Raw genomic sequence first — 15834 nt, 5'->3', positions numbered from 1 at the left:
CTGCGCACTCCAGCGGGAGCAAGCTCCCTCGCCACAGAGTAAATCAGATGATCTTAAGGGGCGGGCGCGCTGTTTCCGGTATACAGCTGAATGATTTCATCAATCTCCCCGGACATTTTCATTCGCAACAACGTGCGCAGAATCTGCTGCCCCGGCACCTGCGGATCGTTGCGCACGTAACAGCCCAGGCTTTGCTCCTCGATCACGGCCACCTTATGCAGGCGCTGTGTGGGCGGTAATTGCTGATTGAAACGGTCGAGAATCCATTCGTTGCTCACCGCGTACTTGAAGCGCCCGGCCGCGAGTTTTTGCAGCACTTGCTCCTCACTGCGGCTGTCGTCGCGGCTGAGCTGGCCGCTGGCGAATCGCGTTTCCAGGGTCGGATAGCGATAACCGAGTACGGTGCCAATGTGTTGCGGCGCAAGGCTGTCCAACTGCACTGACAGCGGCGGCACGTGCGCGGTGACCAGCACATTGCGCTGTACCATCAGCGGGATGCTCCAGGTGTAGTCGCCCGACAGGTTGTTCAGCCACGCCGGTGTCACGTAGCAGCGCACATCAACGTCGCCACGCTCCATCGCGGTGTCGATGCGCGCGCGGGGCAGTACATGGAATTTCACGGGGCGGCCGACCTGGGTCGCCAGGCTCAACATCACGTCATACAAAATCCCTTGGGTCGGCTGGCCCTGGTCGAGTTGCACCATGGGCATGGTCCAACTGTCGGAAATCGAGAAACGCAGAGGTGCGGGTGCCGCCAGGCTGACCGTGGCAATCATCCACAAGGCGCCCAGGACTGCGCGCATACACTCTCCGGGTTTCGCCTTTTCAGGCTTGGTTAGACCAGCTTAGTCAGATTAGACGAGCGTGCCGGATGCAATTTCCCCCTTGCTCCGCTAGCATTACCCGCTTCCGCTTCCCAGTTGCGACGGTTTTCGATGAGTTATCAGGTTCTTGCACGTAAATGGCGTCCGCGCTCGTTCCGCGAAATGGTCGGCCAGACCCATGTGCTCAAGGCTCTGATCAATGCCTTGGACAGCCAGCGGCTGCACCACGCCTATCTGTTTACCGGTACCCGCGGCGTGGGCAAGACCACCATTGCCCGCATCATTGCCAAGTGCCTGAACTGTGAAACCGGCATCACCTCGACGCCGTGCGGTACGTGCTCGGTGTGCCGGGAAATCGACGAAGGGCGCTTTGTCGACCTGATCGAGATCGACGCCGCGAGCCGCACCAAGGTCGAAGACACCCGCGAGCTGCTCGACAACGTGCAGTACGCGCCGAGCCGTGGCCGCTTCAAGGTCTACCTGATCGACGAAGTGCACATGCTCTCCAGCCACTCCTTCAACGCCTTGTTGAAAACCCTGGAAGAGCCGCCGCCCTACGTCAAATTCATCCTGGCCACCACCGACCCGCAGAAACTTCCTGCAACGATTCTGTCGCGGTGCCTGCAGTTCTCCCTGAAAAACATGACCCCGGAACGCGTGGTCGAGCATTTGACCCACGTGCTGGGCGTCGAGAACGTGCCGTTCGAAGACGACGCCCTGTGGCTGCTGGGCCGTGCCGCCGACGGCTCGATGCGTGACGCCATGAGTCTCACCGACCAGGCCATCGCCTTCGGTGAAGGCAAGGTCATGGCCGCCGACGTGCGGGCGATGCTCGGCACCCTGGACCACGGCCAGGTGTTCGATGTGCTGCACGCGCTGATCGAAGGCGATGCCAAGGCGCTGCTCGAAGCGGTGCGCCACCTGTCCGAGCAAGGCCCGGACTGGAATGGCGTGCTCTCGGAAATTCTCAACGTGCTGCACCGCGTCGCCATCGCCCAGGCCTTGCCTGAGGGTGTCGACAACGGCCATGGCGACCGCGACCGCGTGTTGGCCCTGGCCCAGGCGTTGCCGGCCGAAGATGTGCAGTTCTACTACCAGATGGGCCTGATTGGCCGACGTGACTTGCCGTTGGCACCCGACCCGCGCGGCGGCTTCGAAATGGTCCTGCTGCGGATGCTGGCCTTCAGGCCCGCCGACACGGCGGATGCGCCGAGACGGCCGCTAAAGCCAGTGGGGATCAGCCAGGCCACAGTTGATTCCGCCAAACCAGTGGCTGGCCCGGCTGTTGTCGCGCCAGTGGTTGCACCGCCTTCGCCTGTTGCACCTGCGCCTGCACCCGTTGTCGCCGAACCAGTAGCGCCTGTGGTCGTGCCTGAGCCGGTGGTTGAGCCTGCGCCCGTGCCTGAAGTCGATTTGCCGTGGAACGACCCGGTAGAAGCCGAGGTCGAGCTGCAGCCGGCCGTCGAGCCCGTGCTGGAAACCGCCGCCGAGCAGCCCGAACTGACGCCGATGCCGTCTCCAACCCCGGACAGCGTGGTGCCGGACGCGCCCGAGTGGGTGGCGGCCCCGGTACCGGAGCCGACCGTCGCTCAAGTGGACGCCGCCACCCCGGGCACCGACCTCGACGACGAGCCGCCGCTGGACGAAGACTACATCGAGCCGGACATCGATTCGGCCTACAGCTACCTGGACGACCTGGCCAGCGAACACACCGCCGAGCCTGGCCCGGAGCCTGAGCCCGAACCGGCTGCCATGCCGGCCACCGGCCTGGCGTTGCAATGGCTGGAGCTGTTCCCGAAACTGCCGATTTCCGGCATGACCGGCAGCATCGCCGCCAACTGCACGTTGATTGCCGTGGACGGCGACCATTGGTTGCTGCACCTGGACCCGGCCCACAGCGCCCTGTTCAACGCGACCCAGCAGCGCCGGCTCAACGATGCCCTGAACCAGTTCCACGAACGCACGCTGACCATCAGCATCGAGCTGATCAAGCCCGAGCAGGAAACCCCGGCCCAGGCGGCGTCCCGTCGCCGGGTCAACCGCCAGCGCGAGGCTGAAGAGTCGATCCACGGTGATCCGCTCATCCAGCAGATGATGCAGCAGTTTGGCGCGGTGGTGCGTCACGATACTATTGAACCTGTAGAAGCCCCGGTTCCCCAAGCGTCATAAGCCGGGGCCAATAATTGATCCACGTACTTTTGAGGTGATTCCCATGATGAAAGGTGGCATGGCCGGCCTGATGAAGCAGGCGCAGCAGATGCAGGAAAAAATGGCCAAGATGCAGGAAGAACTGGCCAACGCCGAAGTCACCGGTAAAGCCGGTGGCGATATGGTCAGCGTGGTGATGACCGGTCGTCACGACATCAAGCGCGTGAGCATCGACCCAAGCGTATTGCCAGGCGTGGGCGAAGACGACCTGGAAATGCTCGAGGCCCTGTTCGCCGCGGCCGTCAACGACGCCGTGCGCAAGATCGAAGCCAATAGCCAGGACAAGATGTCTGGCGTGACCGCTGGCATGCAACTGCCTCCGGGTATGAAGCTGCCGTTCTGATCGGCAAGCCCGATACTGAAAATGCCAGGCCCTGTGCCTGGCATTTTTTTTGGGCGTAAGCTGATCGAACGCGTAACGCTTGGATGCTGTCTGCACCCTATACCGTTGAATTCAATCACCGATAGAAGGAGCCTCGCTGATGACCGAGTCATTGACCCTCAACCAGCGCATCGTGCTGGTCTCACGCCCCCACGGCGCACCGGTGCCGGAAAACTTCCGCCTGGAGCGCGTCGCGCTGCCGGAACTGGCTGACGGCCAGGTGCTGCTGAAAACCCTTTACCTGTCGCTGGATCCCTACATGCGCGGGCGCATGAGTGATGCGCCGTCCTACGCCGCGCCTGTAGAAATCGACGAGGTTATGACCGGCGGCGCTGTCAGCCGTATCGAGCAATCGCGTAATCCCAAGTTCGAAGTGGGTGACCTGGTGGTTGGCTCCACCGGCTGGCAGAGCCACAGCATCTGCGATGGCCGTAACCTGATACCGGTGCCCAAGGGCCTGGCCAGCCCGTCCATGGCCTTGGGTGTGCTGGGTATGCCCGGCATGACCGCTTATATGGGCCTCACGGATATCGGCCAACCCAAGTCCGGGGAAACCCTGGTGGTGGCAGCGGCTTCCGGCGCGGTGGGCTCGGTGGTCGGCCAGGTGGCGAAGATCAAGGGCCTGCGCGTGGTCGGCGTGGCGGGTGGCGCCGACAAGTGCCGTTATGTGGTGGACGAACTGGGTTTTGACGCCTGCGTCGATCACAAGAGCGACAACTTTGCCGAGGAACTGGCCCATGCTTGCCCCAAGGGCATCGACATCTACTTTGAAAACGTCGGCGGCAAGGTATTCGACGCGGTCGTGCCGCTGCTCAACGCCAAGGCGCGGATCCCGCTGTGCGGCCTGATCGCCGGCTACAACGCTCACGAAGCGCCGAGCGGCCCCGACCGGCTGCCTGCGTTGCAACGCACCTTGCTGACCAAGCGTGTGCGGATCCAGGGTTTTATCGTGTTCGACGACTACGGCGACCGCCAGCCGGAATTCCTCAGCGCCATGGCGCCGTGGGTGCGCGACGGCAAGATCAAGTTCCGCGAGGACGTGGTGGAAGGCCTGGAGCAGGCGCCTGAAGCCTTTATCGGTTTGCTGGAGGGGCGCAACTTCGGCAAGTTGGTGGTGCGCGTCGCACAAGATTGAGCATTTGACGCTAATCCGGGGCGCGGGTATAAACCGCGTCTCGTTGTTTTGTCGGACCTTTGCCCATGAGCTTCAGCCCCCTGATTCGTCAACTGATCGACGCCCTGCGCACTTTGCCAGGCGTGGGCCAGAAAACCGCCCAGCGCATGGCGCTGCAATTGCTGGAGCGTGATCGCAGCGGCGGCTCCCGGCTGGCCCTGGCCTTGAGCCAGGCGATGGAAGGGGTAGGCCACTGCCGCCAGTGCCGCACCCTGACCGAGGAAGAACTCTGCCCGCAATGTGCCGACCCGCGTCGCGATGACACGGTGCTGTGTGTGGTTGAAGGGCCCATGGACGTGTACGCGGTGGAGCAGACCGGTTACCGCGGGCGCTACTTTGTGCTCAAGGGCCACCTGTCGCCGCTGGACGGGCTGGGGCCGGAAGCTATCGGTATTCCGCAACTGGTGACGCGGATCGAGCAGCAGGGCACCTTTGTCGAGGTGATCCTGGCCACCAACCCTACGGTGGAAGGTGAAGCCACGGCCCATTACATCGCCCAGTTGCTGACCAACAAAGGCCTGATCACTTCACGTATCGCCCATGGCGTGCCGCTGGGTGGTGAGCTGGAACTGGTGGATGGCGGCACCTTGGCGCATTCGTTTGCCGGGCGTAAGCCGATCGCCCTGTAACAAACACCGCAGGACAAAATGTGGGAGCGGGCTTGCTCGCGAATACGCTGGTTCAGTCGACTCATCTGGCGACTGACACACCGCCTTCGCGAGCAAGCCCGCTCCCACATTTGTTTTGTGGTGTTCACGAGTCGTTCGTCTTGCTTGATAACCAAGCAAGCGCTTGGTAAGTTCGCTCCACCTTCCCGTGGAGCTTGCCGATGTCTGCCTATCAGGAATACTTCGACCCCAGCCACCAATTGGTCCGTGACAGCGTGCGACGTTTCGTCGAGCGCGAGCTGTTGCCGGGTATCGAGCAGTGGGAGGAAGCCGAGAGCTTCCCCCGTGAGTTGTACCTTAAGGCGGGCGCGGCGGGGATTCTGGGGATCGGTTATCCCGAAGCCCTGGGCGGCAGCCACGAAGGTGATCTGTTCGCCAAGGTCGCGGCCAGCGAAGAGCTGATGCGCTGCGGCTCCGGCGGTGTGGTGGCGGGGTTGGGCTCTCTGGATATCGGCTTGCCGCCCATCGTCAAATGGGCTCGGCCTGAAGTGCGCGATCGCGTCGCGCCGCAGGTTTTGTCCGGCGAGAAGATCGCCGCCCTGGCCGTCACCGAGCCCGGCGGCGGCTCTGATGTTGCCAACCTGCAAACCCGTGCCGTGCGTGACGGCGCCCACTATCGGGTCAGCGGCAGCAAAACCTTTATCACCAGCGGCCAGCGCGCCGACTTCTACACTGTTGCGGTACGCACCGGCGGGCGGGGCTTTGGCGGTATTAGCCTGCTATTGATCGAAAAGGACACGCCCGGCTTCACCACCGGCACACCGCTGAAGAAAATGGGCTGGTGGGCGTCGGACACTGCCGAACTGTTCTTCGACGATTGCCGCGTGCCGGTAGGCAATCTGATCGGCGCCGAGAACATGGGCTTCGCCTGCATCATGGGCAACTTCCAGAGCGAGCGCCTGGCCCTGGCCTTGATGGCCAACATGACGGCGCAGATGGCCCTGGAGGAAAGCCTGAAGTGGGCGGCCCAGCGCGAGGCCTTCGGCAAACCCATCGGCAAATTCCAGGTGCTCAAGCATCGCCTGGCGGAAATGGCCACGGCGGTGGAAGTCTCCCGGGAATTCACCTACCGCCAGGCCGCCAAAATGGCCGCCGGCAAAAGTGTGATCAAGGAAATTTCCATGGCCAAGAACCTCGCCACCGACACCGCCGACCGCGTGACCTTTGATGCGGTGCAGATACTCGGCGGCCAGGGTTACATGCGCGGCAACCTGGTGGAGCGGCTGTATCGCGACAACCGCATCCTGTCCATCGGTGGCGGGACTCGGGAAGTGATGAATGAAATCATCAGCAAACAGATGGGGCTATAAAAAGGGCTTTTGTGGCGAGGGAGCTTGCTCCCGTTGGGCTGCGAAGCAGCCCCGAATCATTCGCCACACGCATCTGGGTTTAACGATCTGTTAAAGCAAACTGCGTCAGGCAGAACGTAGGGATCCCCATGTCTTCCAGGCGCTGGGACCCACCCAGCTCCGGCAGATCAATAATTGCCGCCGCTTCGAAAATCCGCGCACCCATGCGTCGCGCCAGGTTAGCCGCCGCGATCAGCGTGCCGCCGGTGGCGATCAGGTCATCGAACATCAGCACCGAATCACCTTCACACAGGCTGTCGGCGTGCACTTCAAGAAAGGCTTCGCCGTACTCGGTCTGATAACCCTCGGCCAGCACGTCAGCCGGCAATTTGCCTTGCTTGCGGAACAGGATCAGCGGCTTGTTCAACTGGTAGGCAATGATCGAACCGATCAAAAAGCCCCGCGCATCCATCGCACCAATGTGCGTGAATTCTGCTTCGACGTAGCGGTGCACGAAGGTGTCGGCCACCAGGCGCAAGGCCTTGGGCGACTGGAACAGCGGCGTGATGTCGCGAAAGATCACCCCGGGCTTGGGGAAGTCGATGACTGGGCGAATCAGGGATTTGATGTCGAACGAATCGAAGACCATCGTCGAAGAGTCCTGGGCAGGAAAACGGACTCGAAGTATACCTGCGGCCCAGCCGATTGGCTCGGCCGCAAGCGTCTGGATCAACCGTCGAGTGAACCGCCAGCCAATGCGCAGAGCTGGATCGGGTCGAGGATATGCACTTCCTTGCCTTCGGCCGCAATCAACTCGTTCTGCTGGAAGCGGGTGAATACGCGGGACACGGTTTCCACCGCCAGGCCCAGGTAGTTGCCGATTTCGTTGCGCGACATGCTCAGGCGGAACTGGTTCGCCGAGAAGCCTCTGGCGCGGAAACGCGCGGAGAGGTTGACCAGGAAGGTGGCGATCCGTTCGTCGGCGGTTTTCTTCGACAGCAGCAGCATCATTTGTTGGTCGTCGCGAATTTCACGGCTCATCACACGCATCAGTTGGCGGCGCAATTGCGGCAACTGCAGGGCCAGTTCATCCAGGCGCTCGAACGGGATTTCACACACCGACGTGGTTTCCAGGGCCTGGGCCGACACCGGGTGAATCTCGGTGTCCATGCCTGACAGCCCGACCAGCTCGCTGGGCAGGTGGAAACCGGTGATCTGTTCTTCGCCGCCATCGCTCAGGCTGAAGGTTTTCAACGCACCCGAGCGTACTGCATAAACGGAATCAAACTTGTCGCCCTGGCGAAACAGAAACTCGCCTTTTTTCAGTGGGCGACCACGTTTAACGATTTCGTCCAGCGCTTCCATGTCTTCCAAATTCAACGAAAGTGGCAGGCAGAGGGGGGCCAGGCTGCAATCCTTGCAATGGGCCTGGCTATGAGCGCGCAGTTTGACTGGCTCGGACATTTCTTAAATCCTTGTGGGAAAACACACATAAGACGTAAGGGTACCGCACTGGGGGACGATCCGACCAGCGTGTACAAAAAAGCAGCAACGGTATAAAGGAAATTGTGTCGAGGCCGATACAAGGTTGTACCTCTTACACGTTGGAACTCAGATCATGTCAGTCAGTACTGTCCAAAACCCGATTATCAACACGCCAGCGGTGTCGATTTGGAAGGCTGCCGATGCAGCCAAGGAAAAAGACGACGCCAAGGCCCCGGCTTCTGAAACCAAGGCTGCCGAGCCCAGTGCCACTGAAGGCGTGAAGGTCACCATTTCCGGTGCGGGGATGGGCATGGCCTCGGCGGCGAAATCCTCCAATAGCGATATTGATGAAAGCAGCCTGAGCGACAGCGCCAAGCAACTGTTGAAAATGATCCGCGAGCTGAGAAAGCAACTGGCCGAAAAGATGGCCGAACTCTCCGCGGCCATGGCTGACACCTCCATGAGCCCGGAGGCGCGCCAGGCCAAAGTGGCAGGCTTGCAGGGCGAAGTGGCGACCATTCAGGCCGGCTTGATGACAGCCCAGACGCAATTGGCCAAAGTCCTGAAAGACGAGCCGCCTCAGGCTCAGATGGAAGCAATGAGCCTGATGGCGAAGTAACACACGTTCAGATCACCCGCGAGAAGCGTTGCCGGTTCTGGTGCTCCAGGTAGGCGTCGAACACCATGCACACCGACCGCACCAGCAGGCGTCCCGCCGGTAGTACGCGGATGCCCTGTGGGTCGAGTTCGATCAGCCCGTCCTCGGCCATTGCCTCCAGCTGCGGCCAAAGTTCGTCGAAATAGCCGCGAAAATCGATATTGAAAGCCTGTTCGATCTTCTCGAATGCCAGGCTGAAATTGCAGATCAACTGCTGGATCACTTCCCGACGCAACCGGTCATCCGTGGTGCACAACAAGCCACGGCTGGTGGCCAGTTGCGCGCAGGCCAAGGCGTTCTGATACTGATTCAGATCGCTACTGTTCTGGCAGTACAGGTCGCCAATCTGGCTGATCGCCGACACCCCAAGCCCGATCAAATCGCAATGCCCGTGGGTGGTGTAGCCCTGGAAGTTGCGTTGCAGCCTGCCTTCTTCCTGGGCGACGGCCAGTTCGTCATCCGGCAGGGCAAAGTGGTCCATGCCGATGTAGCGGTAGCCCGCCTGGGTCAACTGTTCGATGGTGGTTTGCAGCATCAACAGTTTTTCGGCCGGGGAGGGCAGGTCGTCGGTGTTGATCCGCCGCTGGGGCATGAAACGCTCCGGCAGGTGCGCATAGTTGAACACTGACAGGCGATCCGGTTGCAGCTTGATCACTTCCTCCACGGTGCGCGCGAAGTTCAGCGGCGTCTGCTTGGGCAAGCCGTAGATCAGGTCGATATTGATCGAGCGAAATTGCAGGGTGCGCGCCGCGTCGATTACCGCCCGGGTTTCTTCCAGGCTTTGCAGGCGGTTCACCGCGCGCTGCACGTCGGGGTCAAGGTCCTGCACGCCGATACTGACGCGGTTGAAACCCAGTTCGCGCAGCAGGCCCATGGTCGCCCAGTCGGCTTCCCGTGGGTCGATTTCAATCCCGTAGTCGCCGGAATCATCGTCCAGCAGGTTGAAGTGCTGGCGCAGCCGGGCCATTACCTGGCGCAACTCGTCGTGGCTGAGGAAAGTCGGGGTGCCGCCGCCAAAGTGCAGTTGCTCCACCGGCTGTTTGGGGTCGAGGTGGCAGGCCACCAGCTGGATTTCCTGCTCCAGGCGTTGCAGGTAGGCGTGGGCCCGGCCACGGTCCTTGGTGATGACCTTATTGCAGGCGCAGTAGTAGCAAATATTCGCGCAGAACGGCACATGCACATACAGCGACAATGGCCGTGCGGCCTTGCGACTGTCGCGCAGGGCGTGGAGCAGGTCGAAGGTGCCGACCTGGCTGTCGAATTGTACGGCGGTGGGGTACGAAGTGTAGCGCGGCCCCGCCAGGTCGTAGCGGTGAATCAGATCAGTGTCCCAACGAATGGCGTCGAGCATGCGGGCGTTCCCCCGGATAGGCTAGTGGGCCGAGTCTAGGGGCAGGGTGCAGAGGCCATCTTGATTTGCATCAACGGGGAGCGGCGCTATGCCACATGGCGATCTAGTGGCCCATAAGCCAGTGCTGGTGCGGGCCTGGCAACGTCCATAGGCCAAACACAATCACCAGCAGGCCACCGGTCATGCGCACGCTGCGTTTGCGTAACAGCGCTGTGACACGTTCGGCTGCCAGCCCGGTGGCGAGCAGCACTGGCCATGTACCGAGGCCGAACGCGAGCATCAGCACTGCACTGTCCAGCGCATTGCCTTGGCTGGCAGCCCATAGCAGGGTGCTGTAGACCAGCCCGCACGGCAACCAGCCCCAGAGCGCGCCCAGCAGCAATGCCCGGGGCAGGCTGGACACCGGCAGCAAACGGTTGGCAATCGGCTGGATATGGCGCCACAGGCCGCGCCCGAGGCTTTCGATACGAGTCAGGCCGCTCCACCAGCCGGCCAGGTACAACCCCATGCAGATCAGCAGCAGCCCGGCGAGGATGCGCATGAACATCGCCGCCGGGCTGTTGGCCACCGCCCAGCCGGCCAGGCCGATCAACAGGCCGGCGGTGGCGTAGCTGAGGATGCGCCCGAGGTTGTAGGCCAGCAGCAGGCGAAAGCGCCGGCTGCGTTGCTCCTTGGGAATCGCCAGGGTCAGCGCGCCCATCAGCCCGCCGCACATGCCCAGGCAATGGCCGCCGCCCAGCAGGCCGAGGATCACCGCCGAGACCAGTAAGGGCGCCAGTTCAAGCATGGGGCGGGTCTTTGGGCTTGGGCGGTTGCTCAGGGCCGTTGGCTTCATCGACGGCCGCCAGGTGATTGGGGTCCTGGTCGTCGAACAGCACGCTGTGTGCCGGGCCGTCTAAATCGTCGTACTGGCCGCTGTCCACCGCCCAGAAGAAGATGTAAATGGCGATGGCCACGATCAACAGCGCCGCCGGGATCATCACGTAAAGAGCTGGCATCTGCACTCCATGCCCGCGCGGCTCAAGCCGGCAACGGACGGGTTACGGGGGCGGCGTTTGCGGCCGGCGCGCTCGGCATGCGAGTCAGGCGCAGGGCGTTGAGCACCACGGTCAACGAACTGAGGGACATACCGATCGCGGCCCAGATGGGGGTGATCCAGCCGAGGGCGGCGAATGGCAACATCAGGCCATTGTACAGCCCGGCCCACAGCAGGTTTTCAATGATTACCCGGCGGGTGCGCCGGGCCAGGGTAAAGGCTTGCACCAGGGCATCGAGGCGGTTGGACAGCAGCACCGCGTCGGCGCTGGTCTTGGCCAGGTCGGTGGCCGAGCCCATCGCCACGCTGATGTCGGCGGCGGCCAGTACCGGCACGTCGTTGACGCCATCGCCGAGCATCAGCACCTTGCGGCCTTCCTTGTGCAACTGTTGCAGCATTTGCAGCTTGTCGTCGGGGCGCAAGCCGCCATGGGCTTCGTCGATACCCAGTTCAGCGGCGACGCTGGCGACCATCGGCGAGCTGTCCCCCGACAGCAGCAAGGTGCGCCAGCCGCGTGCCTTGCAGGCGGCGAGCAAGGCGGGTGCGTCGCTGCGCAGGCGGTCATCCAGGACAAACCAGGCCAGGGCGCCGCCGGTGTCGCCCAGCAGCAACCATTGCCCAGCTTCCTCCGGCGAGGCGGGGAGGGCACAACCGCTCAGCTCGCAGACAAAGCCCGGCTGGCCAATGCGCAATTGGCGCTTGCCGACGCGTCCTTCCAGCCCCAGGCCCGGCGTGCTGAGCACCTCATCCGCCGCCAGTGGTGCACGGCCAAAAGCGCGGGCAATCGGATGTTCCGAACGTTGCTCCAACGCTGCCGCAAGGCTCAGGCACTCATCGCTGCCCAGCACGCTCAACGGACGGATAGCACGCAAGGCCAGGCGACCTTCGGTAAGGGTGCCGGTCTTGTCGAAAATCACTGTATCGATCTGGTTCAGCCCTTCCAGCACGTGGCCCCGGGTCAATAGCAGGCCGAGTTTGTGCAGGGTGCCGGTGGCTGCCGTCAGGGCGGTGGGTGTTGCCAGGGAGAGCGCGCAAGGGCAGGTCGCAACCAGCATCGCCAGGACAATCCAGAACGCCCGTGACGAATCCAGCTCCCACCACACCAGGCCGATCACCGCAGCGGCGATCAACGAGCACAACAGGAACCATTGGGCGGCGCGGTCGGCGATCTCTGCCAGCTGGGGTTTCTCCGCTTGCGCTCGCTCCAGCAGACGCACGATGGCCGACAGGCGCGTGTCGTGACCCAGGGCGCGCACTTCAACGGTCAGCGCGCCTTCGACATTGAGGGTGCCGGCGGTGACGGCATCGCCAACCTGTCGCGGTTGCGGCAGGTACTCGCCGGTCAGCAGCGATTCGTCGATGCTCGACTGGCCGTCGAGGATGATGCCGTCTGCCGGCAGCACCGCACCCGGATGCACCAGCACCCGGTCGCCCAGGGCCAGTTCGCTGAGCAGGATGCGTTCACTTTGCCCATCGGCACTCATGCGCAGGCACGAGGCCGGCAACAGGTTGACTAACTGTGCGGTGGCCGCCGCTGTGCGTTCCCGTGCGCGGCGTTCCAGGTAGCGCCCGGCCAGCAGGAACAGGGCAAACATGCCGACCGCATCGAAATACAGTTCGCCGGTGCCGGTGATGGCGGTCCAGATTCCGGCCAGATAAGCGCCGCCGATCGCCAGCGACACCGAAACATCCATGGTCAGGTGGCGGGTGCGCAGGTCGCGCATCGCGCCTTTGAAAAACGGCGCGCAGCTGTAGAACACGATCGGCGTCGTAAGAAACATCGCGACCCAACGCAGGATCACGTGCAGCTCCGGGCTCAGGTCGATATTGAATTCCGGCCAGGTGGCCATCGTCGCCATCATCGCCTGGAACCACAGCAGCCCGGCCACGCCCAATTGGCGCAAGGCCAGGCGGTTCTCGCTGGCCAGTTGTTCGGCGGCGCGGTCGGCTTGATACGGGTGGGCGGCGTAGCCGATATGGCGCAACTCGCCGAGCAGTTGGCTCAGCGGTAATTGCCCGTCGGCCCAGCGCACGTGCAGGCGGTGGTTGGACAGGTTCAGGCGCGCCTCGGACACGGCCGGCAGGCTGCGCAGGTGTTTTTCGATCAACCAGCCACAGGCGGCGCAGCTGATGCCTTCCATCAACAGGGTGGCTTGCGACAGATCGCCGTCGTGGCGCACGAAGGGCTTTTGCACATCGGCACGGTCATACAGCGCCAGCTCGTCCACCCGTTGCACCGGCAGAGCTTCGGGGTTGGCCGAGGCTTCGCTACGGTGCTGGTAATAGCTTTCAAGGCCGCCTGCGACAATCGCCTCGGCCACCGCCTGGCAGCCCGGGCAGCACAGCTCGCGGGACTCGCCGAGGATCACGGCGGTGAACCGGCTGCCCGGCGGGACGGGCAGGGCACAGTGGTAGCAAGGGATTGGGGTGCTCATGGCCGGTGCTATTTTTTCAGGTCTTCAGCACCCTGCAGCGGCTCGTCGCCCAGCAGCAAGTCCTTGTCATGGCTGACCTGTTCTTCTTCGAACATGCGCCAGGTCCTGTCGCCTTCCACCCCCAGCAATTCGACGAAGCGGCGGCCTTCGACCTTGTCGGTCACCTGGCCGATGTAGCGGCCGGGTTCGCTGTCGCTGCGGGTGAGGATGATCTTGCGATCCTTCTCCGGCTGGGTCGGCGAAATCAGGTTCAGTTCCAGGGTGGTGGGCCCGCTGTTGCCGGTCAGGTGCAATTCGACTTCGCCGGTCAGCGCGTCCAGGTGCACCTTGGCGCGCAGTTGCAGGGTCTGGGCCAGCAGTTCGCGGTCCAGGGAGCGGTTGATGCCTTTACCGGCCTCGTAGTAGTTGTCGTTGACCAGGTTGTCGGGGTTGTTCACCGCGATGGTCACCATGGACAAGGTCAACGTCACCGAGCAGGTCAGGATCCCAATGATGATCCAGGGCCAGAGGTGCTTGTACCAGGGGCTTGCGGCAGTAGCTGCGGGCATCGTTCTGCTCTCTTGTTAACGGCTTTTTATTTAGCGGACTTGTGGGCCGATGAATCGGCTCTTGGCTTCAATGTGAACGCTGTCGTCATCGGCATCCTTGAGGATGAATTTCACCTCGTTGGTGCTCGACGGCAGTTGCTCCGGTGCGCTCGACAACTCGACCGGCATGCTGAAGATTTCCCCGGCAGCCACCTTGATCTCGCGCCGGCCTTGCAGCTTGAGGTCCGGCAGGCCCGCGGCGTCGAGCACGTAGGTGTGGTCGCGTTGGTCCTTGTTCATGATCTTCAGGCTGTAGACGTTTTCGATCCGGCCCTCGGCGTTTTCGCGGTACAGCACGCGGTCCTTGCTGACGTCGAAACCTACCAGGGAGCGCATGAAGAATGCGCCTGCCAACAAGCTCATCATTGCCAGCAGCACCAGCGCGTAACCGATCAGGCGCGGGCGCAGCTTATGGGTTTTCTGCCCCGATAAATTGTGCTCGGTGGTGTAGCTGATCAGCCCGCGCGGGTATTCCATCTTGTCCATGATGTTGTCGCAGGCGTCGATGCAGGCCGCGCAGCCGATACATTCGATTTGCAGGCCGTCGCGGATGTCGATGCCGGTGGGACACACCTGCACGCACATCGTGCAATCGATGCAATCCCCCAGGCCCTCGGCCTTGTAGTCGATGCCTTTTTTGCGCGGGCCACGGGCTTCGCCACGGCGCGGGTCGTAGGAGACGATCAGGGTGTCCTTGTCGAACATCACGCTCTGGAAGCGCGCATACGGGCACATGTAGATGCACACCTGCTCGCGCAGCCAGCCGGCGTTGCCGTAGGTGGCGAGGGTGAAGAAGCCGACCCAGAAATATGACCAGCCATCGGCCTGGCCGGTGAAGAAGTCGAACACCAGTTCACGAATCGGCGAGAAGTAGCCGACGAAGGTCATGCCGGTGACAAAACCGATGATCAGCCACAGGCTGTGCTTGCTGAATTTGCGCAGGAACTTGTTGGCGCTCATCGGCGCCTTGTCCAGCTTGATACGCTGGTTACGGTCGCCTTCGGTGACCTTTTCGCACCACATGAAAATCCATGTCCACACGCTTTGCGGGCAGGTGTAACCGCACCAGACGCGGCCGGCGTACACCGTGATGAAGAACAGGCCAAACGCCGCCACGATCAGGATGCCCGATAGCAGGATGAAATCCTGGGGCCAGAAGGTCGCGCCAAAAATAAAGAATTTACGCTCCGGCAGGTTCCACCATACGGCCTGGTGGCCGCCCCAGTTCAGCCACACCGTGCCGAAGTAGAGAAGGAACAAACCGGCACCCCCGAGCATCCGCAAATTGCGGAACAAACCGGTGAAGGCACGGGTGTAGATTTTTTCTCGGGACGCGTAGAGATCGACGGTGTTATTCGAATTTTTGGCAGGCGGGGTAACGTTCTGTACCGGAATCTGATTGCTCATCATTGCATCCCACGGCAGTGGAGATTTGCCTCGGCCAGTACGTGCCAGCCGGGGTCAAAATAGGGGTGTTGCAGTGGCGTAATGATACGCCCCTGATCCCCTTCAAAGGGTGCGACCTTTGGTCGCGTTGGGGGAAATCAATTGATGGTGTACATGATCTGGATCAATTGACTTGTGAAGTATGGACGGTTTTTGCTGTTGCGGTGGGCGGACAGGCCCTGAATGCAGTCACCCAAGAGACCCGGATCTTCAAAACAAAGCAGGTCTGATGTGGGAGCGGGCTTGCTCGCGAATGCGCAGTGTCAGTCAACTTATTGGTTACTGATACAC

The 15834-nt window shown here is 62.2% G+C and carries 15 protein-coding genes; 6 read left to right on the top strand and 9 right to left on the bottom strand.

Annotation, left to right across the window (positions count from 1 at the left end; translation table 11 throughout):
• Positions 1-53: 53 nt before the first annotated feature.
• Complete coding sequence (locus tag CEC48_RS15555; RefSeq protein WP_088424543.1) at positions 54-803, bottom strand: ABC transporter substrate-binding protein; 750 nt, start codon at positions 801-803, stop codon at positions 54-56.
• 132 nt (positions 804-935) lie between these two features.
• Here CEC48_RS15555 and dnaX point away from each other — a divergent pair, with 132 nt between their 5' ends.
• From dnaX to CEC48_RS15530, 5 genes are all read left to right on the top strand, one after another.
• Positions 936-2993, top strand: a complete 2058-nt coding sequence (gene dnaX / locus CEC48_RS15550) for a DNA polymerase III subunit gamma/tau (RefSeq protein WP_088424542.1) — start codon at positions 936-938, stop codon at positions 2991-2993.
• 43 nt (positions 2994-3036) lie between these two features.
• Complete coding sequence (locus CEC48_RS15545) at positions 3037-3375, top strand: YbaB/EbfC family nucleoid-associated protein (protein WP_003193199.1); 339 nt, start codon at positions 3037-3039, stop codon at positions 3373-3375.
• Between the two features lie 139 nt (positions 3376-3514).
• A complete protein-coding gene (locus CEC48_RS15540; RefSeq protein WP_088424541.1) occupies positions 3515-4549 on the top strand; it encodes an NADP-dependent oxidoreductase in 1035 nt (344 codons plus the stop codon).
• A 65-nt stretch (positions 4550-4614) separates the two neighbouring features.
• Positions 4615-5217, top strand: coding sequence for a recombination mediator RecR (gene recR, locus CEC48_RS15535; protein ID WP_088424540.1), 603 nt, complete (start codon positions 4615-4617; stop codon positions 5215-5217).
• A gap of 200 nt (positions 5218-5417) precedes the next feature.
• On the top strand, positions 5418-6566 hold the full coding sequence (locus tag CEC48_RS15530; protein ID WP_088424539.1) for an acyl-CoA dehydrogenase family protein: 1149 nt from the start codon (positions 5418-5420) through the stop codon (positions 6564-6566).
• Positions 6567-6645: 79 nt separating this feature from the next.
• Here CEC48_RS15530 and CEC48_RS15525 read toward each other — a convergent pair whose 3' ends face one another.
• Positions 6646-7194, bottom strand: a complete 549-nt coding sequence (locus CEC48_RS15525; RefSeq protein ID WP_010176387.1) for an adenine phosphoribosyltransferase — start codon at positions 7192-7194, stop codon at positions 6646-6648.
• Between the two features lie 80 nt (positions 7195-7274).
• Positions 7275-8009: a fumarate/nitrate reduction transcriptional regulator Fnr gene (gene fnr, locus CEC48_RS15520; RefSeq protein ID WP_003219044.1), complete on the bottom strand. Its 735-nt coding sequence runs from the start codon at positions 8007-8009 to the stop codon at positions 7275-7277.
• A 154-nt stretch (positions 8010-8163) separates the two neighbouring features.
• On the opposite strand from fnr, the gene CEC48_RS15515 reads away from it, so the two are divergent.
• Entirely contained in the window at positions 8164-8649 is a 486-nt protein-coding gene (locus tag CEC48_RS15515) for a hypothetical protein (protein ID WP_088424538.1), read from the top strand.
• A 7-nt stretch (positions 8650-8656) separates the two neighbouring features.
• On the opposite strand, the gene hemN is transcribed toward CEC48_RS15515, so the two are convergent.
• From hemN to ccoG, 6 genes are all read right to left on the bottom strand, one after another.
• Positions 8657-10039, bottom strand: coding sequence for an oxygen-independent coproporphyrinogen III oxidase (gene hemN / locus CEC48_RS15510; RefSeq protein WP_088424537.1), 1383 nt, complete (start codon positions 10037-10039; stop codon positions 8657-8659).
• A gap of 103 nt (positions 10040-10142) precedes the next feature.
• Positions 10143-10826 carry a sulfite exporter TauE/SafE family protein gene (locus tag CEC48_RS15505; protein ID WP_088424536.1) on the bottom strand — a complete coding sequence of 228 codons (684 nt, stop codon included), beginning with the start codon at positions 10824-10826 and terminating at the stop codon, positions 10143-10145.
• The gene (ccoS, locus tag CEC48_RS15500; RefSeq protein ID WP_003219033.1) at positions 10819-11037 is read right to left on the bottom strand and encodes a cbb3-type cytochrome oxidase assembly protein CcoS; all 219 of its coding nucleotides are present in this window, start codon (positions 11035-11037) and stop codon (positions 10819-10821) included. Before ccoS ends, CEC48_RS15505 begins: the two co-directional genes overlap by 8 nt.
• Positions 11038-11059: 22 nt before the next feature.
• Entirely contained in the window at positions 11060-13510 is a 2451-nt protein-coding gene (locus CEC48_RS15495; protein WP_088424535.1) for a heavy metal translocating P-type ATPase, read from the bottom strand.
• A gap of 8 nt (positions 13511-13518) precedes the next feature.
• Positions 13519-14058 carry a FixH family protein gene (locus CEC48_RS15490; protein WP_088424534.1) on the bottom strand — a complete coding sequence of 180 codons (540 nt, stop codon included), beginning with the start codon at positions 14056-14058 and terminating at the stop codon, positions 13519-13521.
• A gap of 30 nt (positions 14059-14088) precedes the next feature.
• Positions 14089-15504: a cytochrome c oxidase accessory protein CcoG gene (gene ccoG, locus CEC48_RS15485; protein WP_088424533.1), complete on the bottom strand. Its 1416-nt coding sequence runs from the start codon at positions 15502-15504 to the stop codon at positions 14089-14091.
• Positions 15505-15834: the final 330 nt, after the last annotated feature.

It is taken from the genome of Pseudomonas sp. K2I15 (assembly GCF_002204795.1).
GTDB lineage: Bacteria > Pseudomonadota > Gammaproteobacteria > Pseudomonadales > Pseudomonadaceae > Aquipseudomonas.
Note: the sequence above shows the minus strand (reverse complement) of the source record. Positions and strands in the feature narration are given on the sequence as shown.

Coding starts and splice junctions, on each gene's coding strand:
- CEC48_RS15515 (WP_088424538.1), top strand. CDS start 8,164: ATGTCAGTCAGTACTGTCCAAAACCCGATTATCAACACGCCAGCGGTG.
- CEC48_RS15525 (WP_010176387.1), bottom strand. CDS start 7,194: ATGGTCTTCGATTCGTTCGACATCAAATCCCTGATTCGCCCAGTCATC.
- recR (WP_088424540.1), top strand. CDS start 4,615: ATGAGCTTCAGCCCCCTGATTCGTCAACTGATCGACGCCCTGCGCACT.
- CEC48_RS15505 (WP_088424536.1), bottom strand. CDS start 10,826: ATGCTTGAACTGGCGCCCTTACTGGTCTCGGCGGTGATCCTCGGCCTG.
- ccoS (WP_003219033.1), bottom strand. CDS start 11,037: ATGCCAGCTCTTTACGTGATGATCCCGGCGGCGCTGTTGATCGTGGCC.
- CEC48_RS15495 (WP_088424535.1), bottom strand. CDS start 13,510: ATGAGCACCCCAATCCCTTGCTACCACTGTGCCCTGCCCGTCCCGCCG.
- ccoG (WP_088424533.1), bottom strand. CDS start 15,504: ATGAGCAATCAGATTCCGGTACAGAACGTTACCCCGCCTGCCAAAAAT.
- CEC48_RS15545 (WP_003193199.1), top strand. CDS start 3,037: ATGATGAAAGGTGGCATGGCCGGCCTGATGAAGCAGGCGCAGCAGATG.
- CEC48_RS15540 (WP_088424541.1), top strand. CDS start 3,515: ATGACCGAGTCATTGACCCTCAACCAGCGCATCGTGCTGGTCTCACGC.
- CEC48_RS15490 (WP_088424534.1), bottom strand. CDS start 14,058: ATGCCCGCAGCTACTGCCGCAAGCCCCTGGTACAAGCACCTCTGGCCC.
- CEC48_RS15530 (WP_088424539.1), top strand. CDS start 5,418: ATGTCTGCCTATCAGGAATACTTCGACCCCAGCCACCAATTGGTCCGT.
- CEC48_RS15555 (WP_088424543.1), bottom strand. CDS start 803: ATGCGCGCAGTCCTGGGCGCCTTGTGGATGATTGCCACGGTCAGCCTG.
- fnr (WP_003219044.1), bottom strand. CDS start 8,009: ATGTCCGAGCCAGTCAAACTGCGCGCTCATAGCCAGGCCCATTGCAAG.
- dnaX (WP_088424542.1), top strand. CDS start 936: ATGAGTTATCAGGTTCTTGCACGTAAATGGCGTCCGCGCTCGTTCCGC.
- hemN (WP_088424537.1), bottom strand. CDS start 10,039: ATGCTCGACGCCATTCGTTGGGACACTGATCTGATTCACCGCTACGAC.